General features: G+C 57.8%; 21 protein-coding genes. 12 read left to right on the forward strand and 9 right to left on the reverse strand.

Annotation, left to right across the window (positions count from 1 at the left end; genetic code table 11):
* Nucleotides 1-73 precede the first annotated feature (73 nt).
* Nucleotides 74-625, forward strand: a complete 552-nt coding sequence (locus GE543_RS08855) for a DNA-3-methyladenine glycosylase I (protein WP_153221236.1) — start codon at nucleotides 74-76, stop codon at nucleotides 623-625.
* A gap of 38 nt (nucleotides 626-663) precedes the next feature.
* Entirely contained in the window at nucleotides 664-1551 is an 888-nt protein-coding gene (locus tag GE543_RS08860) for a lysophospholipid acyltransferase (RefSeq protein WP_371927124.1), read from the forward strand.
* 269 nt (nucleotides 1552-1820) lie between these two features.
* On the opposite strand, the gene GE543_RS08870 is transcribed toward GE543_RS08860, so the two are convergent.
* From GE543_RS08870 to def, 5 genes are all read right to left on the reverse strand, one after another.
* Nucleotides 1821-4184, reverse strand: a complete 2364-nt coding sequence (locus GE543_RS08870; protein WP_153221237.1) for an FdhF/YdeP family oxidoreductase — start codon at nucleotides 4182-4184, stop codon at nucleotides 1821-1823.
* 154 nt (nucleotides 4185-4338) lie between these two features.
* Nucleotides 4339-5712: a Trk system potassium transporter TrkA gene (gene trkA, locus GE543_RS08875; RefSeq protein ID WP_003413782.1), complete on the reverse strand. Its 1374-nt coding sequence runs from the start codon at nucleotides 5710-5712 to the stop codon at nucleotides 4339-4341.
* Nucleotides 5709-7055 carry a 16S rRNA (cytosine(967)-C(5))-methyltransferase RsmB gene (rsmB, locus tag GE543_RS08880; protein ID WP_153221238.1) on the reverse strand — a complete coding sequence of 449 codons (1347 nt, stop codon included), beginning with the start codon at nucleotides 7053-7055 and terminating at the stop codon, nucleotides 5709-5711. Before rsmB ends, trkA begins: the two co-directional genes overlap by 4 nt.
* Nucleotides 7052-7996: a methionyl-tRNA formyltransferase gene (gene fmt / locus GE543_RS08885; RefSeq protein WP_003421533.1), complete on the reverse strand. Its 945-nt coding sequence runs from the start codon at nucleotides 7994-7996 to the stop codon at nucleotides 7052-7054. Before fmt ends, rsmB begins: the two co-directional genes overlap by 4 nt.
* A gap of 53 nt (nucleotides 7997-8049) precedes the next feature.
* Entirely contained in the window at nucleotides 8050-8556 is a 507-nt protein-coding gene (def, locus tag GE543_RS08890) for a peptide deformylase (RefSeq protein WP_003318474.1), read from the reverse strand.
* Nucleotides 8557-8681: 125 nt separating this feature from the next.
* Here def and GE543_RS08895 point away from each other — a divergent pair, with 125 nt between their 5' ends.
* From GE543_RS08895 to GE543_RS08905, 3 genes are all read left to right on the forward strand, one after another.
* Complete coding sequence (locus GE543_RS08895) at nucleotides 8682-9707, forward strand: LysM peptidoglycan-binding domain-containing protein (protein ID WP_003413790.1); 1026 nt, start codon at nucleotides 8682-8684, stop codon at nucleotides 9705-9707.
* A gap of 123 nt (nucleotides 9708-9830) precedes the next feature.
* The gene (dprA, locus tag GE543_RS08900) at nucleotides 9831-10949 is read left to right on the forward strand and encodes a DNA-processing protein DprA (protein WP_153221239.1); all 1119 of its coding nucleotides are present in this window, start codon (nucleotides 9831-9833) and stop codon (nucleotides 10947-10949) included.
* Nucleotides 10950-10987: 38 nt separating this feature from the next.
* A complete protein-coding gene (locus GE543_RS08905; protein ID WP_004408744.1) occupies nucleotides 10988-11545 on the forward strand; it encodes an L-threonylcarbamoyladenylate synthase in 558 nt (185 codons plus the stop codon).
* Between the two features lie 33 nt (nucleotides 11546-11578).
* On the opposite strand, the gene GE543_RS08910 is transcribed toward GE543_RS08905, so the two are convergent.
* Entirely contained in the window at nucleotides 11579-12556 is a 978-nt protein-coding gene (locus GE543_RS08910; protein ID WP_153221240.1) for an NADPH:quinone reductase, read from the reverse strand.
* Between the two features lie 170 nt (nucleotides 12557-12726).
* On the opposite strand from GE543_RS08910, the gene hemF reads away from it, so the two are divergent.
* Together hemF and aroE are read left to right on the forward strand one after the other, a co-directional pair.
* Nucleotides 12727-13641: an oxygen-dependent coproporphyrinogen oxidase gene (gene hemF / locus GE543_RS08915; protein WP_003401477.1), complete on the forward strand. Its 915-nt coding sequence runs from the start codon at nucleotides 12727-12729 to the stop codon at nucleotides 13639-13641.
* Nucleotides 13641-14465: a shikimate dehydrogenase gene (gene aroE / locus GE543_RS08920; protein ID WP_153221241.1), complete on the forward strand. Its 825-nt coding sequence runs from the start codon at nucleotides 13641-13643 to the stop codon at nucleotides 14463-14465. The genes hemF and aroE overlap by 1 nt, the downstream gene beginning before the upstream one ends.
* Before the next feature lie 257 nt (nucleotides 14466-14722).
* Here the strand turns inward: aroE and GE543_RS08925 are convergent, their stop codons facing one another.
* The 3 genes from GE543_RS08925 to betC form a co-directional block, all read right to left on the reverse strand.
* Nucleotides 14723-16291, reverse strand: a complete 1569-nt coding sequence (locus GE543_RS08925; RefSeq protein ID WP_046235662.1) for a SulP family inorganic anion transporter — start codon at nucleotides 16289-16291, stop codon at nucleotides 14723-14725.
* Nucleotides 16292-16461: 170 nt separating this feature from the next.
* Entirely contained in the window at nucleotides 16462-17388 is a 927-nt protein-coding gene (locus GE543_RS08935) for a choline ABC transporter substrate-binding protein (RefSeq protein ID WP_153221242.1), read from the reverse strand.
* Nucleotides 17389-17424: 36 nt separating this feature from the next.
* Entirely contained in the window at nucleotides 17425-18930 is a 1506-nt protein-coding gene (gene betC, locus GE543_RS08940; RefSeq protein WP_024649842.1) for a choline-sulfatase, read from the reverse strand.
* Nucleotides 18931-19044: 114 nt separating this feature from the next.
* On the opposite strand from betC, the gene GE543_RS08945 reads away from it, so the two are divergent.
* The 5 genes from GE543_RS08945 to GE543_RS08965 all read left to right on the forward strand — a co-directional run bounded on the left by GE543_RS08945 (nucleotide 19045) and on the right by GE543_RS08965 (nucleotide 26074).
* Nucleotides 19045-19995, forward strand: coding sequence for a LysR family transcriptional regulator (locus GE543_RS08945; protein ID WP_003421557.1), 951 nt, complete (start codon nucleotides 19045-19047; stop codon nucleotides 19993-19995).
* 442 nt (nucleotides 19996-20437) lie between these two features.
* Entirely contained in the window at nucleotides 20438-24046 is a 3609-nt protein-coding gene (locus GE543_RS27790) for a hypothetical protein (RefSeq protein ID WP_371927127.1), read from the forward strand.
* A gap of 23 nt (nucleotides 24047-24069) precedes the next feature.
* Nucleotides 24070-25020 carry an RHS repeat domain-containing protein gene (locus tag GE543_RS08955; RefSeq protein ID WP_153221243.1) on the forward strand — a complete coding sequence of 317 codons (951 nt, stop codon included), beginning with the start codon at nucleotides 24070-24072 and terminating at the stop codon, nucleotides 25018-25020.
* 12 nt (nucleotides 25021-25032) lie between these two features.
* The gene (locus GE543_RS08960) at nucleotides 25033-25338 is read left to right on the forward strand and encodes a hypothetical protein (protein WP_046271081.1); all 306 of its coding nucleotides are present in this window, start codon (nucleotides 25033-25035) and stop codon (nucleotides 25336-25338) included.
* 112 nt (nucleotides 25339-25450) lie between these two features.
* Nucleotides 25451-26074, forward strand: a complete 624-nt coding sequence (locus GE543_RS08965; protein ID WP_153221292.1) for a hypothetical protein — start codon at nucleotides 25451-25453, stop codon at nucleotides 26072-26074.
* Nucleotides 26075-26095: the final 21 nt, after the last annotated feature.

The following is a 26095-nucleotide window of genomic DNA, read 5'->3' on the forward strand; positions in this document are numbered from 1 at the left end:
ACCTGTGCTGGGCTGCGATTCAAAGAGCGGGAGTATACCCGATTCGGCCGCACGTCCACTCCTTGGGAGCCCTATGACACGCTGCTTTTGGTGCAACGAAGACCCCCTGTACATCGCATATCACGATCAGGAGTGGGGAGTGCCGCTGCGCGATGCGCAGAAGCTCTTCGAGTTGCTTTTGCTCGAAGGGTTCCAGGCCGGGCTGTCGTGGATCACGATTCTCAAGCGGCGGGCGCGTTATCGCGAAGTGCTGCACGGCTTTGACGTCGAGCGCCTGGCGCAGCTGAGCGATGCCGAAATAGAGACGCTGATGCTTGATCCGAGCATCATCCGCAACCGCCTCAAACTCAAGGCGGTGCGCACCAATGCGCGGGCCTGGCTGGCACTGGAAGACCCGATCGCGCTGCTCTGGTCGTTTGTCGGCGGCACCCCGAAGATCAATCACTTCAAGGACCGCAGCGAAGTCCCGGCGATTACCGCCGAGGCCGAAGCGATGAGCAAGGCACTGAAAAAGGCCGGTTTCACCTTTGTCGGCCCGACCATCTGTTACGCCTACATGCAGGCCAGCGGCATGGTCATGGACCACACCGTCGATTGCGATCGGTATGCGATCCTGAGCCGCTGACGGTTACACTACCCGCCTCGAGAATCTGGGAGTCATCTGTGGATAAGTTCAAAGGCGCCGTAATGGTCGGGGCGTTGCGATTGTTTGCGCTGTTGCCGTGGCGCGCGGTGCAGTGGACAGGCACCGCGATTGGCTGGCTGATGTGGAAGCTGCCCAACCGTTCGCGGGAAGTGGCACGGATCAATCTGTCCAAGTGCTTCCCCGAGTTGAGCGAGCCGGAGCTTGAAAAGCTCGTCGGCCGCAGCCTCATGGACATCGGCAAGACCCTGACCGAAAGCGCCTGTGCGTGGATCTGGCCGGCACAGAAATCGATCGACCTGGTGCGTGAAGTCGAAGGGCTCGATGTGCTCAAGGACGCGCTGGCGTCCGGCAAGGGCGTGGTCGGCATCACCAGTCACCTGGGCAACTGGGAAGTGCTCAATCACTTCTACTGCAGCCAGTGCAAGCCGATCATTTTCTATCGTCCACCCAAGCTGAAAGCCGTGGACGACCTGTTGCGCAAGCAGCGTGTGCAGTTGGGCAACCGGGTGGCGGCGTCAACCAAGGAAGGCATTCTCAGTGTCATCAAGGAAGTGCGCAAAGGCGGCTCGGTGGGTATTCCGGCCGATCCGGAGCCGGCCGAATCAGCCGGCATCTTCGTGCCCTTCTGCGGCACCATGGCCCTGACCAGCAAGTTCGTGCCGAACATGCTGGCCGGTGGCAAGGCAGTCGGCGTATTCCTGCACGCAATGCGCCTGCCGGACGGCTCGGGTTACAAAGTGATACTCGAAGCGGCTCCGGAAGCCATGTACAGCACCGACACCGAAACCTCGGCAGCGGCGATGAGTAAAGTGGTCGAGAAATACGTGCGGGCTTACCCGAGCCAGTACATGTGGACCATGAAGCGCTTCAAGAAACGCCCGGCAGGCGAAGCGCGCTGGTACTAGAAAGGACTGGACGCGGAGCGTCCGGAACGGCGTGCCTACGCGGGAGCATGGGCACGATAGTGTTCCTGCAGACGCCTATCGTTCCTCACGCTCCAGCGTGGGAATGCCGTGCGTGACGCTCTGCGTCACAAATCTGCGCCGCGCCACAGTTCTCAGGATAGGACGCAGAGCGTCCGGAACGGCGTGCCCACGCTGGAGCATGGGCACGACAGTGTTCCTGCAGACGCCTATCGTTCCTCACGCTCCGCATGGGCACGATAGTATTTCCCTCAACTGGCCGCCGCAATCAATCCGCGTCGCTCCAGCGCCACCTGAGTCCCTTCCGGACTCATTCGTATCAGGTTCACCGGGATGGATTTGGCTGCAGGGGTGTTGCCGTGTTTATCCCGGTTGGCCAGTGGCAGCAGGCCGTTGGTTTCCGGGTAGTACGCTGCGCAGCAACCCTGTGGCACGTCGTAGGGTATGACCTTGAAACCCGCTGCGCGCCGCGCCGTGGTCGGGTCGAGCGCCGTCTGAAACTCGATGTAGTCCCCGGCCTTCAGTCCCAGGCGTTCGATGTCCTGCGGGTTGAGCATCACCACCATGCGGTCGCCAAAGATGTCCCGATAACGGTCATCGTTGGAATACACCGTGGTGTTGAACTGGTCATGGCTGCGGATCGTCATCAACTGCAGATGCTCGGCGCCCGGCGGCGTGTCGTCTTCGTCGTAGATGCCTTCGGGAAAGAGGAAGTTGGCCTTGCCCGACTCGGTGTCCCACCTGCGCTCACTGGCGGCATTGGGCAAACGGAAACCTCCGGGTTCGAGGATGCGCTGATTGAAATCGTAAAACTGCTCAGGCAGTACTTCTTCGATCTTGTCGCGAATCCTTGAGTAGTCGCCCACATAGCTGTCCCAGTCCACCTTGGGATTGGGCGCAAGCGTCGCTTTGGCGATACCGGCAATGATCGCCACTTCGGAAATCAGATGTTTCGACGCAGGCTCGAGCATGCCGGTCGAGCCGTGCACCATCGACATTGAGTCCTCCACCGTAATGGTTTGCGCCACGCCGTTCTGCAGGTCGCGCTCCGAACGCGCCACGCACGGCAGCAGAAAGGCCTTCTGCCCATGTACCGTCGCACTGCGGTTGAGCTTGGTGTTCACCAGCACCGTCATTTTCAGACGGCTGACGGTCGGGCAGATCACATCGGTGTCTGGAATGGCACGGAAGAAATTGCCGCCCATGGAAATGAGCGCCTCCACCTCGCCACGCAGCAGGGCTTCGCAGGTCTCGGCCACGGCATGGCCTTTTTTTCGGGACGCTTCGAAACCGAACACCTTGCTCATGCTGGCCAGAAACGGTTCGCCGGCCTTTTCATAGATGCCCATCGTCCTGTCGCCCTGTACGTTGGAGTGTCCACGTACCGGGCAAGCGCCCGCACCGAGCTTGCCGATGTTGCCGCGCAACAGCAGCAGGTTGATGATCTGCTGCATGGCATCACCGCCACGCTTGTGCTGAGTGACGCCCATCCCCCAGCAGCAGATGACCCCCTTCGAGCGCTTATAAACCGCAGCCACCTCTTCGATGGCCTGACGCGTCAAACCAGAATGGCGCTCGATGATGTCCCAGGGCAACTGCCGGCAATAATCGGCGTACTGCTCAAAACCATGGGTGTGTCCTTCAATGAACGCCACATCGAGTACACGCGGCAGGTTTTCACGCTGCGCCACGTCATCGGCTTCGATCACGGCCTTGCAAACGCCTTGCAGGGCGATCATGTCGCCGCCGATCCTGACCTGATGGTACTGCGAGCTGATTTCCACCCCATGCAGACTGAGCATGTCGCGCGGGTCCTGCGGCGCCGCAAAACGTACCAGCGCCCTCTCCCGCAGCGGGTTGAAGGAAATGATGCTCGCGCCCCGGCGCGCGGCGGCGTGCAGCTCGGACATCATGCGCGGGCTGTTGGTCCCAGGGTTCTGGCCGATGATGAAAATCGCGTCGGCGTTCTCGAAATCTTCCAGCGTCGTGGTGCCTTTGCCGACCCCGATCGACTCGGGCAGCGCCGCTGTGGTGGTCTCATGGCACATGTTCGAGCAGTCAGGGAAGTTGGCCATGCCGTACAGGCGACCGAACAACTGATAGAGAAAGGCGGCTTCGTTTGACGTGCGCCCGGAGGTGTACAGCTCCAGCTTCCACGGATCGCTCAGGCCGCGCAGTTCTTCGCCGATCTCGGCGAACGCCTCGTCCCAGGTGACCGGCAGGTATTTGTCACTGGCGGCGTCGTAGCGCATCGGCTCGGTGATACGGCCTTCTGCTTCCAGCTGGTGATCGCTCCAGGTCGCCAGTTCGCTGACCGTATGCCGGGCGAAAAACTCAGGGGTCACGCGTTTCTTGGTCGATTCCCAGGCCAGTGCCTTGGCACCGTTTTCGCAGTATTCAAAGGTGTGCGGCTTCTTTGGGTCCGGCCAGGAGCAACTGGGGCAGTCGAAGCCGCCAGGCTTGTTCATGGACATCAGCGTGCGGTTGCCCTTGATCAGCACATGCTGGTGCAACAGGTGCTTGTTGACCGCACTGAGCGCGGGCCAGCCACCCGCCGGCGTGCCGTCGGTCTGTGATCCCTGAAGCGGGGCCTGGGAATTTTCCGATTCGGACATGGGGTGTGTTCTCTCTCATAAAGCCCGTGAAGGCATGAAGCTCGTGTGTCTGAGATACACGGGCTCAGAGAGAATTCGCCCGAGTCGACGAGCGTTGCCGACAGGGCGCGTCGGCAAGAGGTTCAGTCAGGGTCATACCCTGTTCAGGAGCGGTTCAGAAAAAGCTCAGGCCGACCTGAAACAGCCGCTCGACATCGCGAATGCACTTCTTGTCCACAAGGAACATGATCACATGGTCACCGGACTCGATCACGGTGATGTCATGGGCGATAAGCACCTGTTCGTCGCGGATCACTGCGCCGATTGCCGTACCGGTCGGCAGGTTGATGTCCTTGATCGCACGGCCGACGACCTTGCTGGATTTCGAGTCGCCGTGAGCGACGATCTCGATGGCTTCGGCTGCACCGCGTCGCAGCGAATGCACGCTGACGATATCGCCGCGGCGCACGTGGGCCAGCAGCGTGCCGATGGTTGCCAGTTGCGGACTGACCGCAACGTCGATTTCGCCACCCTGCACCAGATCGACATAGGCCGGGTTATTGATCAGCGTCATCACCTTGCGTGCGCCCAGACGCTTGGCCAGCAGCGACGACATGATGTTGGCTTCGTCGTCGTTGGTCAGCGCCAGGAACAGGTCGGTGTTGCCGATGTTTTCTTCCAGCAGCAGGTCGCGGTCCGATGAGCTGCCCTGCAGCACCACTGTGCTGTCCAGGTGCTCCGACAGATAGCGGCAGCGCGCCGGGCTCACTTCGATGATCTTCACCTGATAGCGGCTTTCGATGGCCTCAGCCAGGCGCTCGCCGATGTTGCCGCCACCGGCGATGACGATACGTTTGTAGTTCTCGTCCAGGCGCCGTAGCTCGCCCATCACGGCGCGAATATCAGCCTTGGCGGCGATGAAGAACACCTCGTCGTCGGCCTCGATGACCGTGTCGCCATTCGGCAGTATCGCCCGGTCGCGGCGATAGATCGCCGCGATGCGCGTTTCGACATTCGGCATGTGCGCTCGTAGCTGGCGCAGCGGTTGACCGACCAGCGCGCCGCCGTAGTAGGCTTTGACCGCGACCAGTTGCGCTTTGCCTTCGGCGAAGTCGATCACCTGCAGCGCACCGGGGTACTCGATCAGACGCTTGATGTAGTTGGTGACGACCTGCTCCGGACTGATCAGCACGTCGACCGGGATCGCGTTTTTATCGAACAGGCCTGCGCGTGTCAGGTACGCCGCTTCACGGATGCGCGCAATCTTGGTCGGCGTATGGAACAGCGTGTGGGCCACCTGGCAGGCGATCATGTTGGCTTCGTCGCTGCTGGTCACCGCGACCAGCATGTCGGCGTCGTCCGCGCCGGCCTGACGCAACACCGCCGGGTAGGAGCCCTTGCCCTGCACGGTGCGAATGTCCAGGCGGTCGCCCAGATCGCGCAACCGGTCGCCGTCAGTGTCGACCACGGTGATGTCGTTGGCTTCGCCCGCCAGATGCTCGGCCAGCGTACCGCCTACCTGCCCTGCACCCAGAATGATGATTTTCACGCGCTTACTCCCGCGCCGCCGCGATCTTGATCCGCGATCTTGATCAGTTTGGCGTAGTAGAAACCGTCGTGGCCGCCTTGCTGGGCCAGCAGCTGGCGACCGTGGGCTTGCTTGATACCCGCGGGCGGCTGTCCGGCCTGCCCGGCGATGTCCAGCTCTCTGGCCCCGGAGGTGCGCGCCAGAAACGCCTCGATGACGTCGGTGTTTTCGGTCGGCAGTGTCGAGCAGGTCGCGTACACCAGCATGCCGCCTACCTGCAGCGTAGGCCACAACGCATCGAGCAACTCGCCCTGCAAGGCCGCCAGCGCGGCGATGTCGTCTGCCTGACGAGTCAGTTTGATGTCCGGATGACGACGAATCACACCGGTCGCCGAGCACGGTGCGTCGAGCAGGATGCGCTGGAACGGTTTGCCGTCCCACCACTGCGCTGTCTCGCGTGCATCGGCGGCAATCAGCTCGGCATCCAGACCCAGGCGATCAAGGTTTTCACGCACGCGCACCAGACGCTTGGCTTCCAGATCCACCGCCACCACGCCGCTCAGTTGCGGCTGCACTTCCAGCAAATGGCAGGTCTTGCCGCCCGGTGCGCAGCAGGCATCGAGTACCCGTTGCCCGGGGGCCAGCTCCAGCAGGTCGGCGGCCAGTTGCGCGGCTTCGTCCTGCACGCTGATCCAGCCTTCGGCAAAACCGGGCAGCGAGCGCACATCGCACGGCTCGGCGAGGACGATGCCGTCCTGACTGAAGGTGCACGCACTGGCCTGCAGGCCGGCAGTGTTGAGCAGTTCGAGGTATTGATCGCGACGGTGATGGCGTCGGTTGACGCGCAAGATCATCGGCGGGTGCGCATTGTTCGCCGCGCAGATGGCTTCCCACTGCTCTGGCCAGGCGGCTTTCAGGGCTTTCTGCAGCCAGCGCGGGTGGGCCGTACGCACCACCGGGTCGTGCTCCAGCTCGATCAGCAGCGCCTCGCCATCACGTTGCGCATTGCGCAGCACGGCGTTGAGCAAGCCTTTGGCCCAGGGCTTTTTCAACTTGTCGGCGCAGCCCACGGTTTCGCCGATGGCGGCGTGGGCCGGAATGCGGCTGTAGAACAGCTGATAAAGGCCGACCAGCAACAAGGCTTCAACGTCGGCGTCGGCGGCCTTGAAGGGTTTCTGCAGCAGCTTGGCCGCCAGTGCCGACAGGCGTGGCTGCCAGCGCGCGGTGCCGAATGCCAGGTCCTGCGTCAGGCCACGATCACGCACCTCGACCTTGTCCAGTTGAGTCGGCAACGAGCTGTTCAACGAGGCCTTGCCGCTGAGCACAGCAGCCAGTGCCTTGGCGGCGGCCAGACGCGGGTTCATTGGCCCAGCACCGTGCCGATGGCAAATTTCTCGCGGCGGCTGTTGAACAGGTCGGTGAAGTTCAGTGGCTTGCCGCCCGGCAATTGCAGACGGGTCAGGCGCAGCGCGTTCTGCCCGCAGGCGACGATCAGGCCATCCTTGCTGGCACTGAGAATCGTCCCCGGCGCGCCCTGCCCTTCGGCCAGATCGGCGGCGAGGACTTTCAGGGTTTCTTCGTTCAGCGTGCTGTGGCAGATCGGCCAGGGGTTGAAGGCGCGGACCAGACGCTCAAGCTCATCAGCCGGACGTGTCCAGTCCAGACGCGCTTCGTCCTTGTTCAGTTTGTGGGCGTAGTTGGCCAGGCTGTCATCCTGAACCTCGCCGACCAGCGAGCCGTCCGCCAGACCGGCAATGGCCTGCAACACAGCAGGCGGACCGAGTTCGGCCAGGCGATCATGCAGCGTGCCGCCCGTGTCCTGCGCGGTAATCGGGGTGACGGCCTTGAGCAGCATCGGCCCGGTGTCCAGGCCCGCTTCCATGCGCATCACGGTCACGCCGCTCTCGGCATCACCGGCCTGCACCGCGCGCTGAATCGGCGCCGCACCGCGCCAGCGCGGCAGCAGCGACGCATGGCTGTTGATGCAGCCCAGGCGCGGAATATCCAGCACCACTTGCGGCAGGATCAGGCCGTAGGCGACGACCACCATCAAATCCGGTTGCAGCGCTGCCAGTTCAGCCTGCGCAGCAGGATCGCGCAGTGTGGGCGGCTGCATGACCGGTACGTCGTGTTGCAGCGCCAGTTGCTTGACCGGGCTGGGCATCAGCTTTTGTCCACGACCGGCCGGGCGATCGGGCTGGGTGTACACGGCAACGATCTGGTGAGGGCTGTCGAGCAGGGCCTTGAGGTGTTCGGCGGCGAATTCCGGGGTGCCGGCGAAGACGATGCGCAGTGGCTCAGTCATGGAGTTCTCATTATAAAAAAAGGCCTGTTCAGGCCTTTTGGGGTAACGACGGATCAGGCGTTGAGCTTGTGCTGCTTTTCGAGCTTCTTCTTGATCCGGTCACGCTTGAGGTTGGACAGGTAATCGACGAACAGCTTGCCGTTCAGGTGATCGCATTCATGCTGGATACAGATGGCGAGCAGGCCCTCGGCAACCAGTTCATAAGGCTTGCCGTCACGGTCCAGCGCCTTGACGCGGACCTTTTGCGGACGGTCGACGTTCTCGTAGAAGCCGGGAACCGACAGGCAGCCTTCCTGATACTGATCCATTTCATCGGTCAGTTTTTCGATTTCAGGATTGATGAGGACCATCGGTTCGCTGCGGTCTTCGCTCAGGTCCATGACGACCACGCGCTTGTGGACGTTGACCTGAGTCGCGGCCAGGCCAATGCCTGGCGCTTCGTACATGGTTTCAAACATGTCGTCGACCAACTGGCGAATGCCTTCGTCTACCATCGCCACAGGTTTGGCGATGGTGCGCAGGCGCGAATCGGGAAATTCGAGGATGTTTAGAATGGCCATATACGTAAGAGCTGCACTGTTAAGGTAAAGTCAATGTTGGGTGCCGGGCCCGGGAGTTCAAGGCAGGCAGCCCAGGACAGGACTCTAGGGTTCGCGTGAGGCAACATGATAAAGGGATTCACCGCATGAGGAAATCACTACTCGCCCTGCTGCTCCTGACTGCCAGCGGTCTTGCGCAGGCGCAAGTGCAACTCAGGGAAGGCTATCCGCAGAGCTACACCGTTGTCGCCGGGGACACACTCTGGGATATTTCCGGCAAGTTCTTGCGTGAACCGTGGAAATGGCGCGAGATCTGGCGGGCCAATCCGCAGGTCCATGATCCCGACCTGATCTACCCTGGTGACACCCTTGCGCTGACCTGGGTCGATGGTCAGCCGCGTGTGACGCTCAATCGCGGCGAATCGCGTGGCACCATCAAATTGTCACCGCGTGTGCGCAGTACGCCGATGGTCGAGGCCATTCCGAGCATTCCGTTGGGCGCGATCAACGCCTTCCTGATCAACAATCGGATTGTCGACAGCGTCGAGCAGTTCGAAAAAGCGCCCTACATCGTTGCGGGCAATGCCGAGCGCGTGCTCAGTGGCAACGGTGATCGCGCCTATGCACGGGGCGCGCTGGACCCGGCGCACAGCGTCTACGGCATCTTCCGTCAGGGCAAGACCTACATTGATCCAGAGACCAAGGAAGTACTGGGTATCAACGCCGATGATGTCGGCAGCGCCGAGGTGGTTGCCACCGAAGGTGACGTCTCGACCCTGATTCTGCAGCGCTCCACGCAGGAAGTGCGTCTGGGCGATCGTTTGTTCAGCAGCGAAGAGCGGGCTATCAACTCGACGTTTTTGCCCAGCGCTCCGCAGGCGCCGATAGAAGGTTTGATTCTGGATGTGCCACGCGGCGTCACTCAGGTCAGCGTGCTGGATGTGGTCACGCTCGACAAGGGCAAACGCGACGGCCTGACCGAGGGCAACGTGCTGGCGATCTACAAGACCAGCGAAACCGTGCGCGACCGAATCACCGGTGAGCTGGTAAAAATCCCCGACGAACGGGCCGGCCTGCTGATGGTTTTCCGTACCTACGACAAGCTTAGTTACGCCTTGGTCCTGCAAGCCAACCGATCTTTGGCCATCATGGACAAGGTTCGCAACCCGTAGACGCATGTTTCAGATCTGACACGGATTTGTGTGACGAACCAGACACTTATCAAATTGTTGTCAACAGAGTTATCCACAGGTTTGTGCATCATTCGGGATGCACGATGGATCAGGGACGATCTCATGCCATTGTTCGAAAATGCCCCCTCTTCGCCCGCAGAGCTGGAAGCGCGTTTGCGCATGCACCGCTTGCCCGAGATAGGGCCGAAACGCTTTTCCAGGCTGATCGAAGCCTTCGGTTCGGCCTCGTCGGCGCTCAGTGCGCCGGCCAGCGCATGGCGTGCACTGGGCATTCCTGGTGCCTGTGCCGAGGCGCGTCGTGATCCATTAGTACGTGATGGCGCCAGTGCCGCACTGGCTTGGCTGGAGCGTCCGGGCCAGCATTTGCTGATGTGGGACGACGCTGGCTACCCCGCATTGCTGGCGCAGATCGCTGATCCACCGCCGCTGATCTTCATTGCCGGCGACCCTTCGATCCTCGAGCGTCCGCAGTTGGGAATGGTCGGCAGTCGTCGCGCCTCCCGACCCGGGCTGGACACCGCCAGCGCTTTTGCGCGCAGCCTTGCGGCTGCTGGTTTTGTGATCACCAGCGGTCTGGCGCGAGGTATTGACGGCGCCGCGCATCAGGGCGCATTGGATGTCGGTGGGCTTACAATCGGCGTGCTTGGCACCGGGCTCGAAAAACTTTATCCACAGCAGCATCGCGCCCTCGCCGTGCAGATGGCGGCCCAGGGCGGCGCAGTGATTTCCGAGTTCCCGCTGGACGCCGAACCGCAGGCCAGCAACTTCCCGCGACGTAACCGAATCATCAGCGGCCTGTCGCTTGGCATACTGGTGGTCGAGGCCAGTGTCGCCAGCGGCTCGTTGATTACCGCGCGACTGGCCGCCGAGCATGGACGAGAGGTGTACGCGATACCCGGCTCGATTCATCACCCTGGCGCCAAGGGCTGTCATCAGTTGATACGTGACGGCGCGACACTGGTCGAGACCGTCGAGCACATTCTTGAAGGCCTGCAGCACTGGAAACGTGTTGCGCCCAGCGTCGATCCCGTCACGCAGGCGAAGCCTGCCCCTTGCGATCATCCACTGTTGGCGCTGCTGCACGCTGCACCGCACACCAGCGAGGGCCTGTCGGCGTCATGCGGCTGGCCGTTGCCCAAGGTATTGGCAGGCCTGACCGAGCTGGAACTGGACGGACGCATAAGCTGTGAAGCAGGACGATGGTTCGCCAGAGCGCCCTGAGGTTAAACTGCCGCCAGGATTCAGTGGAGAGACAAACAATGGTCAGCAGTTGGCGAGTGCAACAAGCCGCTCAGGATATTCGAGCCGGTGCGGTGATTGCCTACCCGACCGAGGCAGTCTGGGGGCTGGGGTGCGATCCATGGGATGAAGAAGCGGTCTATCGTCTGCTGGCGATCAAGTCACGGCCGGTGGAAAAAGGCCTGATCCTGATTGCCGACAACATTCGCCAGTTCGACTTCCTGTTCGAAGACTTCCCCGAATTGTGGCTCGACCGCATGGCCAGCACCTGGCCTGGGCCCAATACCTGGCTGGTACCCCATCAGAACCTGCTGCCCGAATGGATCACCGGCATTCACGAAACCGTGGCGCTGCGTGTTACCGATCACCCGACCGTGCGTGAACTGTGCGCGCTGGTCGGTCCGTTGATCTCCACCTCCGCCAACCCGGCGGGTCGCCCTGCCGCGCGTTCGAGATTACGCGTCGAGCAGTACTTCCGCGGGCAGATCGACGGGGTTCTCAGCGGCAGCCTGGGCGGGCGTCGAAACCCCAGCGTGATACGCGACATCGCGACCGCGCAGATCGTGCGCGCCGGCTGACGCTGGCGCACACAGCGCGGGTTCAGTGGTAGATCAAGGGATCAGAATGGTCGAGCCAGTGGTGCGCCGGGCCGACAGCTCGGTCTGCGCCTTGGCGGCGTCCTTCAGGGCGTACTGCTGAATGCCGTCGACCTTCAGCTTGCCGCTGGCGAGCATGTCGAACAGCTCGTCAGCCATGGCCTGCAGGTTCTGCGCATTGTTGGCGTAAGAGCCCAGCGTCGGGCGGGTGACATACACCGAGCCCTTTTGCGCCAGAATCCCGAGATTCACGCCCGAGACCGGCCCGGACGCATTGCCGAAGCTCACCACCAGCCCGCGTGGCGCCACGCAGTCGAGCGACGTCAGCCAGGTGTCCTGGCCCACCCCGTCGTAGACCACCGGGCATTTCTTGCCGTCAGTCAGTTCCAGCACGCGCCTGGCGACGTCTTCGTGGCTGTAGTCGATGGTTTCCCAGGCACCCAGCGCCTTGGCGTGCGCGGCCTTCTCCGGCGAACTGACCGTGCCGATCAGTTTGGCGCCCAGCGCCTTGACCCATTGGCAAGTCAGTGAGCCCACACCCCCCGCGGCGGCGTGAAACAGAATGATCTCGCCCGGCTTCACCTGATACGTCTGACGCAGCAGATACTGCACCGTCAGGCCCTTGAGCATCAGGGCTGCGGCCTGCTCGAAACTGATCGAGTCAGCCAGCTTCACCAGATTCGCTTCAGGCAGCACGTGCACTTCGCTGTACGCCCCCAGCGGCCCGGTGCCGTAAGCGACACGATCACCGACCTTGAAGCGCGTCACCTCGGCCCCCACCGCCTCGACCACCCCCGCCCCTTCTGCACCGAGGCCGGAAGGCAGCGACGGCGCCGGATACAGCCCGCTGCGGTAATAGGTATCGATGAAATTCAGGCCAATGGCCTTGTTACGCACCACCACCGCCTGCGGCCCCGGAGCCTCCGGCTCGAAATCGACATATTCAAGAACCTCGGGTCCTCCGACAGCGCTGAACTGGATACGCTTTGCCATGTGCTCTCTCCTTGATGGTTAAAACAAGCCACGAAAGCCCCATCGGACTCCATCCCCGGACCTTCGTCAACTGCCAGCCCGCGCCGCCGATGGTATGCTACGCGCCAATTTGCCTGCGCCTCTTTTGCTGCGGGGGCTCAGCCGTTTGACGTCAGCCGTAAGGGATCCTCATGAGTACCCGTACCGAGGCCGTAAAAGCCTACCTGCTCGACCTGCAAGACCGTATCTGCACTGCGCTTGAACAGGAAGATGGCAGCGCACACTTCATGGAAGATGCCTGGACGCGTCCGGCGGGCGGCGGTGGTCGCACGCGGGTGATCGAGAATGGCACGGTCATCGAGAAAGGCGGTGTCAATTTTTCCCATGTTTTCGGCAGCAATCTGCCGCCGTCTGCCAGCGCTCATCGGCCTGAACTGGCCGGGCGTGGTTTCGAGGCGCTGGGCGTTTCGCTGGTGATACATCCGCACAACCCGCATGTGCCGACGTCCCACGCCAACGTACGCTTCTTCATTGCCGAGAAGGAAGGTGAAGAGGCCGTCTGGTGGTTCGGTGGCGGTTTCGACCTGACGCCTTATTACGGCGTCGAGGAAGACTGCGTGCACTGGCACCGGGTTGCCGAGCGCGCCTGTGCGCCCTTCGGTGAGGATGTCTACCCGCGCTACAAGGCCTGGTGCGACAGTTACTTCCACCTCAAACATCGCGATGAACCGCGCGGTATCGGTGGTCTGTTTTTCGATGACGTGAACCAGTGGGATTTCGACACCAGCTTCGCCTTCATCCGCGCCATCGGTGATGCGTTCATCAATGCGTATCTGCCGATCGTCCGGCGGCGCAAGGCAGCGGCCTATACGGTGCAGCAGCGTGAGTTTCAGGAATTTCGTCGTGGTCGCTACGTCGAGTTCAACCTGGTGTATGACCGCGGCACGTTGTTCGGTCTGCAATCGGGTGGGCGTACCGAATCGATCCTCATGTCGCTGCCGCCGCAAGTGCGCTGGGGTTATGACTGGAAGGCCGCGCCGGGCAGCGAAGAGGCGCGCCTGACCGAGTATTTCCTGACCGATCGCGACTGGCTGGCGGAAAACTGATGGACCAGTACGTCGTCTTCGGTAATCCCATCGGCCATAGCAAGTCGCCGTTGATTCATCGCCTGTTTGCCGAGCAAACCGGGCAAACGCTGGATTACCAAACCTTGCTGGCACCGCTGGATGATTTCACCGCGTTCGCCCAGGCGTTTTTCCTGGTCGGGCGTGGCGCCAACGTCACCGTACCGTTCAAGGAAGAAGCCTGGCGCCTGGCCGACAGCCTCACCCAACGTGCGCAGCGCGCCGGGGCGGTCAACACCCTGAGCAAGCTCGACGACGGAACTCTGCTGGGCGATAACACTGACGGTGCGGGGCTGGTACGTGATCTGACGGTCAACTGCGCGCGCAGCCTGCGTGGTCAGCGCATTCTGTTGCTGGGCGCAGGCGGTGCGGTGCGTGGCGCGCTGGAGCCGTTGCTTGCGCAACAGCCCGCTGCGTTGGTGATCGCCAATCGCACGGTCGAGAAAGCCGAGCGACTGGCGCAGGAGTTCGCCGACCTCGGGCCGGTATTCGCCAGCAGCTTCGACTGGCTTGAAGAGTCGGTGGACGTGATCATCAATGCCACCTCGGCCAGCCTGGCCGGAGAGCTGCCGCCCATTGCGCCCAGCCTGATCCAGCCGGGAGTGACCTTCTGCTACGACATGATGTACAGCAACGAGCCCACTGCTTTTTGCCGTTGGGCCACCGAGCACGGCGCGGCGCAGGCGGTGGATGGTCTGGGCATGCTGGTCGAGCAGGCGGCAGAAGCCTTCCTGTTGTGGCGCGGCGTGCGCCCGGATTCAGCGCCTGTATTGGCGGAGTTGCGCAGATTGCTGGCTGCGGGTTGATCGGCTATCTGCGGACTATCGTGCCAATGCTCCGAGTTATACACAAGTCCGCTTTTGATTCTGCCCGAAGGCCGTGGAAGCGAACCGGGCGACGCTTCGCTTGTTCGCGAAGGCGGTATTTCAGATGATGTATTTTCGGCGATTATACCTGCCCTTTCGCGAACAAGTTCGCTCCCACGCCCTCCGGGCAGAAGCCAAATCTACGGGCTTATCGGGACCTTTGTAGAACGCAGAGCGTCGCGGCGATGAGTTACAACTCAATCCTCAAACAGAATCGGGCACTTCTCCGCCCCTTCCAGCTTGTGCAGTTCTTCGATTACCTGCGGCCTGGCATTGCGCAGGACCAGCACTCTGCCCTGGCGGCCCAGACGTCTGGCTTCCTGATGAAGCATCTCCACGCCTGAGTAATCGATGAAGTTGATCTGCTGCGCATCGATCACCACTCGCACACCTTCGGTACGTTGCAGGCGGGTCTGCAGGTAGTGGCTGGCGCCGAAGAAGATCGATCCGCCGACCCGCAGGACCTCCTCGTCGCCCTCGCGCCACTGCTGGACGCGCGGTTGCGAGGTGCGCTTGAGGTAGAAGAACAGCGAGGCCAGTACACCGGCGTAGATCGCGGTTTGCAGCTCCAGCAACAAGGTGGCCAGACAGGTCAGCGCCATCACGAAAAACTCGGCGCGGCTGACGCGGAACAGCGCACGAATGCCTCGACGATCCACCAGCCCCCAACAGATCAGCAGAATTGAGGCGGCCATGGCCGGGATCGGAATGTGCGATATCAACGAGGCACCGGCGACCGCAAACAACGCCACCCACAACGCAGAAAACACCCCCGCCAACGGCGAGCGCGCACCTGCCTCGTAACTCAATGCCGCACGGGTAAAAGACCCGGCTGACAGGTAGCCGGAGAACAGCGAGCCGACCATGTTCGACAGCCCCTGGGCACGCACTTCCTGATTGGCATTGAGCATCTGCTGCGAACGAGCCGACAGCGAGCGGGCAATCGACAGGCTGTTGACCAGCCCGAGCATGCCCACCGCCACGGCGGTCGGCAGCAGCTTGAGGATCAGCTCGAGGTCCAGCGGCAACGGGCTGAAGGGCGGCAAATGGCCGACGAAGGCGCTGACCACACGGACATGGCCGAACATCGCCGGCCACAGCCACACCAGCAGGCTGCTCGACACCAGTGCGATCAATAGCGTCGGCCAGCGAGGCACCAGAAGCTTGAGTCCGATGCCCAGTGCCAGGGTCAACAGACCGAGCATCAGCGAAGACAGATCGACTTCATGCCGATGCTCGAGCACGGCGCTCAGGCTTTTGAGGGCGGTGGTCTGACTCGGCAGATCGATGCCCAGCAGATTGGGCATCTGCCCCAGCGCAATCACCACCGCAGCGCCCAGCGTGAAACCCAGCACCACCGAATGCGAAACGAAATTTACCAGCGCACCGAAGCGCATCATCCCCAGCAACAACTGAAACACACCGGCGATGAAGGTCAGCAGCAGGATCAACATGATGTAGTCCTGACTGGCCGGGACGGCGAGCGGACTGACACTGGCATACAGCACGATGGATATAGCCGCAGTCGGCCCGCAGATCAGGTGCCAGGAAGATCCCCACAGACAGGCCACGAGGACTGGAACAATCGCAGCGTACAGACCGTACTCAGGCGGCAGCCCGGCGATCAGTGCGTAAGCGATGGATTGCGGCAGCGCCAGAATGGCGCCACTCAGGCCCACCAGCGCATCACGCCCGACGCTGGCGCGATTCTGCTGCGGCAGCCAGGCGAGAAAGGGTAGAAATTTATGGCGATTGAGCCAGCGCATCGGTCCCTCGGGTGAATTGAACGTAGAGGACGCAGAGCGTCCAGAACGGCACGCGGAGCATGGGCACGATAGTTGGCTGGCTATCGTTCCTCACGCTCCAGCGTAGGAATGCCTTGGGCGACGCTGCGCGTCACAGACCTTCGTCACGCAGCGCACTCAAGGCTTTACGCCTACAACCTGGCCTTCACCGCCGCCAGACCGTCCTTGCCATCAACGGTCTGTACGCCCTCCAGCCACTTGTCCAGCACCGCCGGGTTGGCCTTGATCCAGGCCTTTGCCGCCTCGCCGTTGCTGACCTTCTTGTTGACCACCTCGGCCATGATGCTGTTTTCCATGTCCAGGGTGAAGCTCAGATTGGTCAGCAGCTTGCCGACGTTCGGGCAGGCTTGAGCATAACCCTTGCGGGTCAGTGTAAAGACCGAGCCGGTGTCACCAAAGTATTTCTCGCCGCCCTTGAGGTAGTGCATGCCCTCGATCTGCACGTTCATCGGGTGCGGCGTCCAGCCGAGGAACACCACAAAGGCCTTTTTCTTCACGTTGCGATTGACCTCGGCAAGCATCGCGGTCTCGCTGGATTCCACCAGCTTCCATTTGCCCAAATCGAATTCGTTCTTCTTGATGATCTCCTGCAACGACAGGTTGGCAGGTGCGCCGGAACCGATGCCGTAGATCTTCTTGTCGAACTTGTCAGCGAATTTATTCAGGTCGGCAAAGTTATGCACACCCGCTTCCCAGACGTAATCCGGCACGGCCAGGGTGAATTCGGTGCCCTCCAGGTTTTTCGCCAGTTGCGTCACATCTCCGGTGGCCACGAACTTGTCGTAAAAGCCCTGCTGCGCCGGCATCCAGTTACCCAGAAACACGTCCAGCTTGCCGTCTTTCAAACCGCCATAGGCAATCGGCACGGCCAGGGTATCGACCTTGGGCTTGTAGCCCAGACCCTCGAGTACCACGCTGGTAATGGCGTTGGTGGCCGCAATGTCACTCCAGCCGGGATCGGCCAGCTTCACGGTACTGCAACTGGCGTCCTCTGCCTGCGCTGCAAGGCTGCCGAGGGTCATGACCGCGACCGCAACGGCTGTGGATAACTTCTTCATTGATGTACCCCTTTGGTTTTTTTGGTGTGGGCAGGGTCAAGGTTGCGGAAAACGTGCCTTGCGCTCCAGATCGTCCAGATCAATGTGGTTGCGCATGTACTGCTGACTGGCGTCGACCAGTGGCTGGTGATCCCAACTCTTCAGCTTGCCGGTTGCCAGCGATTTGGCGACGAAGCGCCTTCTGCGCTGACTGGCGAGCACCTGTTGGTGTATCGCCGGGATGTCCCACTTGGCCCGAGCTTCGGCCAGGAAGTCAGTGAACAGCTTTTCATGGGTGGGTGACTGGCTCAGGTCCTTCTGCTCTTTCGGGTCCTTCTTCACATCGAACAGCAGGCACGGGTCCTGTTCCGAATAGATGAATTTGTACGCGCCACGACGGATCATCATCAGCGGGCTGGTGGTGCCTTCGGCCATGTACTCGCCGAAGACCTCATCGTGCCCGCCCTTGCGTTTCAAATGCGGCATCAGCGAGCGTCCGTCCAATGGCAAACCGGCGTCCAGTTTGCCTTTGGCCATTTCGACGAAGGTCGGCAGCAAGTCGGCAGTCGACACCGACGCACTGACCCGTCCCGGCTTGAATTGCCCCGGCGCGTACACCACCAGCGGCACGCGGGCGGCCATTTCGAACCAGTGCATTTTGTACCAGAGGCCCTTCTCGCCGAGCATGTCGCCGTGATCGCCGGAGAACACCACGATGGTGTCTTCCGCCAACCCGACTTCATCGAGGGTCTGCATCAGTTTGCCGACGTTGAGGTCAATGTAGCTGCACGCACCGAAGTAGGCGCGGCGAGCATCACGAATCTTGTCGGTCGGCATGGGCTTGTCCCACAGGTCGTAGACCTTGAGCAGCCGCTGCGAATGCGGGTCCAGCGCGGCCTGATTGGCGTGCGGCGGCGGCATCGGGATCTCTTCATCGGCGTACAGGTCCCAGAACGGCATGGGAATGGTGTACGGATCATGAGGATGAGTCATGGAAACGGTCAGGCAGAACGGCGCATCACCGTCCTGGCGCACGTGGTCGTACAGATACTGCTGGGACTTGAACAGCACCTCTTCATCGAAGTCCAGCTGGTTGGTACGAATGCACGGACCGGCCTGCAATACCGAAGACATGTTGTGATACCAGCTTGGCCGCACGTCCGGCTCGTCCCAGTTGACCGACCAGCCGTAGTCGGCCGGGTAGATGTCACTGGTCAGGCGTTCTTCGTAGCCATGCAACTGGTCCGGCCCGCAGAAATGCATCTTGCCTGCCAGGGCGGTCTTGTAACCCAGCGCACGCAGGTAGTGGGCATAAGTCGGAATATCGGCCGGGAAGTCGGCTGCGTTGTCGTACGCACCGATCCTGCTCGGCAACTGGCCGCTGACCAGGGTGAAGCGCGACGGTGCGCATAGCGGGCTGTTGCAATACGCCGAGTCGAACACTACGCCGTTGGCAGCCATGCGGCTAAGGTTCGGCATCAGAATCGGGGACCGGGCGTAAAACGGCAACATTGGCGCGGCCATTTGATCGGCCATGATGAACAGAATATTTTTGCGCTTCATGTAATCGCTGCGTCCCATTGTGAAAAGTTATGCGAAAGTGCCGGGTATGAGAATGGAGTCCATACGTTTCAGGGTAAAGCCCATACACAGCAATGCCTAGGATAAGCCCAGCTAATGTTTGAATCTTTCGGCGATGTGTCACTTGACCTGCTGCGTGCCTTTGAGGTCGCGGCGCGCTTGCGCAGCTTCACAGCGGCAGCCCTCGAACTGGGCACGACACAGCCCGCTGTCAGCCAGCAGATCAAGCGCCTCGAAGAGCAACTCGCTACACGCCTGTTCGACCGCATCTACCGTGGCATCGAATTGACCGACGCCGGTGAAGTGCTGTTCAGCCATGTGCAGGCCGGACTGCAATCCATCGACAGCGGATTGATAGCGATCACCGAACACCATCAGCACGAAGTGCTTCAAGTGGCGACCGACTTCGCCTTCGCCGCCTACTGGCTGATGCCGCGTCTGCATCGTTTCCACAAGGTCAACCCGGACGTGGACGTCAGCCTGGTCACCAGCGAGCGTACCCACAGCATGTTACGCGCCGACATCGACGTTGCCGTGCTGTTCGGTGACGGGCGCTTCAAACAGGGCGAAAGCCACTGGCTGTTCAGCGAAGAGGTCTTCCCGGTGTGCAGCCCGCAATTGGTCGCCGGTCGCCAGACGCCGCTGCCCAACGACGCGCTGCGCGACTTCCCACTCCTGCATCTGCGTGGCGAAAGCATCAACCACTGGTTTGACTGGGCGGGTGTATTCCGCGCCCTGGACATCCCCCAGGCCCCCGCGCCCGGCCAGTTGCGCTTCGACAACTACACCCTGCTGATCCAGGCGGCCATCGGCGGACAAGGCATCGCCATCGGCTGGCGTCACCTGGTCGACGACCTTCTCGACCAAGGCCTGCTCTGCCGCCCTATCGCCGGCGCGGCGATTTCCGGCCAGGGCTATTACGTGGTCCTGCCCCAGCGCAAACGCCGCGTGCAGATCGTTCAGCAGTTCGTGGACTGGCTGGCCAGCGAGCAGGCGTTGAGCGGGGTTTCGCTGGCGGGTAGGCCATTGCCGTCGATTGCGGTTTAGGGACGCGGTGTTCAAGGTTGAATTAAATATAAGTTCGAAGCAACTAGTGGTTAGATAGGATATTTCTTACAAGTTTTACGGACGTAAGCGGGTTTACTTTTGTTCTCATATAGCATTACTTAGGTTGTGTATTAGATGGCGGCTGCATCTGGAATGACTTTAAGTTATGGCTTTCTCAAATAGACGTGTGTGACGCGATTTGATAATTTCAATCATCATGGATCCTGCTTAAAAGCGTATAAAGCGAGTATTTGAGATTTAACTTATAGATCAGTTTAAGTGCTCCTAAATAGAGCGCTTTGCCCATGCCGTATCAATACTGACCAGTTTATGGCATGCAGCGAGTGATCATAGGCCCAAAAATCTATATCAAATCAATAAGGCTGTGGAAGGCTGCTATGAGCTTTGCTTTTTACTATTTAAGATAATGGATGGATTTAACGTGCTTGGAAAAAAGAAAAACAATATTATGAGAGTTTTGCTGTTTGGCGCGCTATTGGGAAGTCAGCTTGGACATTCTGAAGAGTTAGAGCCTACGCCGTATGATTTAGCACCGAAGAAAAATCGTGGTCTGGTTTCTAATGCGGTTGACAGCGTTGACCCTTGGTCCGGGAATCTCAAAGTCAGTCATATTGATTTAAGTATTCCTGGGACGGCAGGCATGGATATCAATATTCATCGAAGCTACGACCTACAGCGTTTAACCGCCGGGCTTGCTGCGCCATATAGGCAAAGTACGGAATGGACCGCTTTAGGACCCGGTTGGACAATTGCGGCAGCGCCGAAGATTTATCATGCCACCAATTATCATCTTCGTGATCGTAGCGGGACACCTAACTATTACATGAACTCAACTTTTCAGTTGTGTAACAATCAAGGTGAACGTCCCAGTGCCCGATTTAATTTAAGACTTCCGGATGGTAGTAGCGAAAAATTTTATCGTGTTGCACCTTATGAAGACAGAACCAAATCAAATTGGCGTTTACGTTGCGATTCAATGGTGCTTACGCTAACGTCGCCATCTGGAATTAGGTATGACATGGGGCGTGCCGATGTAGATATGAAATTTAGTGCTTCAGTTACATCGTTTCCTATGGAAGATCCAGATTTTACAGAATCTATTTTTCTGACAAAAAAGGCAACTGACCTTAATGGTAACTGGATTGCTTACGACTATACTCAATTTGGCCCCCCTTTAAGCGTTCCAATTTCAGGGAGTGTTTATATTGACCACTGTCTTCAAACCAACCTTGAAGACGCCGCCAACTGCGAAAAGTCCGATATGCTTTTATCTAGGATAACGTCCAGTGACGGCAGAGCTGTTGATTTTAATTACGACCCTGCGACAGGCCGCCTTCTTTCGCTGGTCGATAATAATCAGCGCATGGTTCAGTATGGATACACCGCGAAAGACCATCTGAACTCTCAGGCCCTGTCTCAGGTAACTGGACCTACTGGAGAAGTCTGGAAGTATGCCTATCACCCTGGAGAATGGTTTCAGATAGCAGTTTCCAATGAAAGTTATGCGAATGATCAAAGAGCCGCCGCTCGCAAACTTATATCGATTGAGCAGCCCAGCGGTGGAAAAACGACATATGAATACTCATATGTGGATCTAGAAGGCCGCCTTGGTGGAGGCTTTGTCTGGTCGCGTTTCGAGCGTATAAGCCGCAAAGTTGATGCAGCCGGAAATCACTGGGCTTATGCCTATAATCGTGGAAATATTGGACAATACGATAGTACAGTTATCACCGGGCCGGATGGCACAACCCTCCATGAGTTTATTGGCCCTGGATACAGTATTGCTACAGATGGAAACACTATAAATAATACCGTGTGGAGTATAGGAAGTCCGGTTAAAATTACCCGACCGGACGGGAGTTATGAAACATACAAGTGGCAGCAACGGTTTATTTCGCATGGAAGAGAATATGTGTTTGAACTCGGTGTAGTCACGGACGATACAATCTGGGCAGCTGACCTTCAAGAGCGAACTTTTGTCCGTGATGGCGCAACCTACAGTAGTCACTACTCTAACTACGATGCTTATGGCAATCCTGGAATATTGACTGAAACAGGTCCTAATAGTGATGGTCGAACTACCACGCTGACTTGGTATAATAATACTGATAAATGGATAATAGGTCGCCCTATAGATCAGATGTCACCTGATAGTTCTGTACATCGTATCTACGATGAGAACGGTAAGCTAATCAATTACAATCGCGATGGTGTTGCGACTGCGTATACCTACGATGCTCAAGGTAATCAAGCGACGCAAATTCGCCCGGGTGATCGTCATTACAGCTACATGAATTATAAACTCGGTACTCCGCAAACTGAGGTTCAGCCAGAGGGTATTACTATTTCGCGTGCAGTCGACGACGCTGGCAATGTTACCTCTGAGACCAACGGTGAAGGCCACACAACACACTACGAATACGACAGGTTGAATCGCGTAACCTCTATCACTCCGCCGCAAGGCGCTGGTCAAAAAATAATATACACACCCACCAGCAAGACAAATCTGCGCGGCAATCTGTCCGAGATAGCTCAATATGATCTGTCTGGTCGTGTCTCCAGTATTGTTAGAGGTGATATAACAACCACCTATGCGTACGATGCCTATGGCCGCGTAACGTTTACTTCAGACCCTAACTCAAGTATGGGAACCAGTTATCAGTATGATGCGCTGGGTCGCGTCATTCGGATCACCCATGCGGACGGTACCTACCAGAGCACTGCCTACGGTTTTGCCCACAAAGTCATAACTGACGAACGAGGCAATTCCACTACTTATAACTATCGTGGCTATGGCGACCCCGAAAAATTGTCTCTGATGTCATTTCAGCCGTCGGATCCGGCAGCCAGTATAACCTTGACTCGAAATGGTCGCGAACAAGTGACGTCGGTTACACAAGGCAATTTCACACGCCATTACGGCTATAACGCAAATGGTTATTTGATCTCGGTCAGCAATCCCGAAACGGGAGACACCGTCTACGGTCGAGACATTGCAGGCAATATGACTTCAAAGCAGGTGGGGCAGTCAGATGTTACAACGTACACATACGACGGGCAGAATCGACAAACTGCAATCGATTATGCGCAAGGCACTCCCGCTATCAAAAATACTTATGATAAACAAAATCATCTGCTAATAGCGGACAGCAGTACGGGTATTCGAAGCTTTACATACAATCCTGCAGGGTTCGTCATAACGGAAAGCCTTTCTATTGAAGGTAAGCTGTTTGAGCTTTCTTATGGCTACGATGAAAATGATCGGCTGAAAAGCCTCACTTATAATCCGTCTGGTCGCATAGTTGAATATGCGCCAGACGTATTAGGCAGGCCCACAATGGTATCGGGCTACGTTAGCAATATTGCTTATTGGCTGAACGGTATGATTAAACAGGTCATCTATGCCAACGGTGCGGCGGTCAGTTACGAACAAAATAGTCGTCTCTGGCCAGCTTCTTTCAACATTACCTCACCCGCTGGAGTCGATTACCTGAAAAGCATGTACGACTATGATGGTGCGGGTAACTTGTTGACCATCAGGGACGGCGTGGACAACAGCATGGACCGTACCCTTGCTTACGACAGCCTTGATCGTTTGGTGAGTGCTGATGGTTTCTGGGGGGGAGGAACCCTCGCCTACGACGGTGTAGGAAACTTGACCCAAAAAACGTTTGGCGATTCAAGCCTGAACTATAACTACGATATACAAAACCGCCTGACTTCTGTCGATGGACCGCGCATTGATAGTATAAACTACGATGCTTATGGCAACGTCAGCAGTAGTGCTGACAACGCTTACCTTTATAATAATGTTCCCAATCTTGTATGCGTTAACTGCGCGAGTCCCGACAAAAAAGTTGAATATCAGTACGATGGTTTGAATCAACGCAGTTCCGTCAGTTCTGCGGGCAACAAAATATACGAGATGCAAGATGCCGATGGAAGGTTACGGATGGAACTCGAGGGAGACAAGCTAACCGAGTATTTCTATTTGGGTGACCAGCGCATTGCACAGCAGGTAAGCCCATGATCGGGTGTCAAGGAAACCGAACCATGCAAATTATAAAAAAGCTATTTCGCAAAGTCAGTGTCGCGATGCTGGCACTCGTGGTGACTCATGCCGCTTCGGCAAATACCGTTACCTATTTTCATAATGATATATCCGGCAGCCCTATGGTTGCGACCGATGAAACTGGCAATCTACTCTGGAAGGAAAGTTATAAACCGTATGGAGAAAAACTAAACCAAACGAGTCCAGTCAGTAGCAACAAGGTCGGTTTTCATGGAAAAGTATTTGACGATAATACCGGCCTTTCTTACATGGGGGCACGGTATTACGATCCCCTGCTCGGTCGCTTCATGGGTGCTGATCCGGTCGACTTTCAGGAAAGTAATCTGCATAGCTTTAATCGATATGCTTATGCAAATAATAATCCATATAAGTTTTCTGATCCTAGCGGTTTGTACGCTGACCTCATTATCGAGACGATGAGCTTAGCGGTGGGGATGGCCAGTTTTCATCAGAATGTAAAAGAGGGGAATTATGGTGCTGCTGCCTTAGATGGTGTCGGTATCGCTGCAGATGGGGTACTCGCTGCGATTCCCATGGTACCTGGAGCAGCAGGTTTGGCCATTCAGGGAGCACGAGGGCTGGAAAGGGCATCCGATATACGTCCGCATGTCGACACCGCTACATCATCCGCAGCTCCTGACTTCTTGATATCACCGAATGGTACTGTTTTTCCTGTACCCAAGGGGGCGACGGGCCCATCGCCTAATATGAATCGTGCAGGAAATATCACAGGTTCTGCTTTTATTAATGGTAAAGGTGGTGATAATGGTCAAGTTAGTGTGTTGCGCCTCATGAATCCGACACGTCCAATAGGTAAGAGCCCAGGTTATAAAAATGGTTATATTAAGTATACTAATAAAATGGGTCAAGGCGTCGATCCTTACACGGGACGGACTTTGTCGCACTCCAAAAATCATTTCCCGATTGAATAATGGAGTATTATGATGAGCGTACTTGCCAGCATCATTGGAAGTAATGTTTTGACCGCGTGTAGAGTGCATGACTATATTCAGATTTTCTTTGCTGAAGACGTTATATTAAATATAAATAACTCATATTGTATTCTTGGCTCGACAGTGGAAGGTCTACGGGGGAAAAAGCTAATAGATTTTTCAGAAAGCGAGCAAGAGATTGAGCTGGTTTTTGAAGGCTCAGCAAAAATTAGAGTTGATATGAGTCCGAATGGTTTTCATGGCCCGGAGGCTATGGAGCTTTTGAGACCAGGATTTCCTCTGGTCATATGGGATTAGCACGTCTTGGTTTAAGAGACATGGGCTTGTATCTCTATGTACAAGCTCTGTTTTGCTAGCCGCAAATGGGTTACGAGTTTCTACGCCGCGTCTAGAGGAATAGTCGGTGAAGATGAATTCTTGTATACGTCGATATGGACTGGTACTAAAAACCGATGGACTTCTACGAAAGTGCGGTTACGAAATAAATGTTCAGATTTATGGTGAGGATTTAGAGGTGCTTGCAATTGAGCTTGTTGAGGCAGTTGCCCGCTATCTCGAAACGGAATATGAAATTTTACCAAATGAAACTTTAGGCTATGGCTCATGGATAACAAAAATCCAGCTCAATGATTGTCAGGAGCTAATGTTCTTTGAGCAAGTTCCTTTAACAGGCGACTATGTGCTTGGAATTACGACTACTCTAAAAATATGGGTCGAGCAGCATGCGATATGCGCAAAAATGTGCGTCAAGCATTCCGTCCCACTTCACGATCAGCTGATAGTCATTTCTGATGGTGTGTTCGAGGGCGACGCCGTTGAGGGCGTTCGTTATCCGTCGCCCGAGCATATGTCTGGCTGGTGGATAACCACAGACCGGTATAACGGCGATACACAAACGCTAAAGACGGTTCACGCACACCATGTGGCAGAGCATCGTCCTGACCTTGTGAAGTTTTTAGCCTTGCCCTTTGGTTACCGGTTCCATGAGGCAAGCGGTGATGTATGGAAAGATAAAAATCAGACGGATATATAGCTACTTCGATAATTTTTCAAT

Origin of the sequence: Pseudomonas sp. SZ57 (assembly GCF_009495975.1) — a bacterium.
Taxonomy (GTDB): domain Bacteria; phylum Pseudomonadota; class Gammaproteobacteria; order Pseudomonadales; family Pseudomonadaceae; genus Aquipseudomonas; species Aquipseudomonas syringae.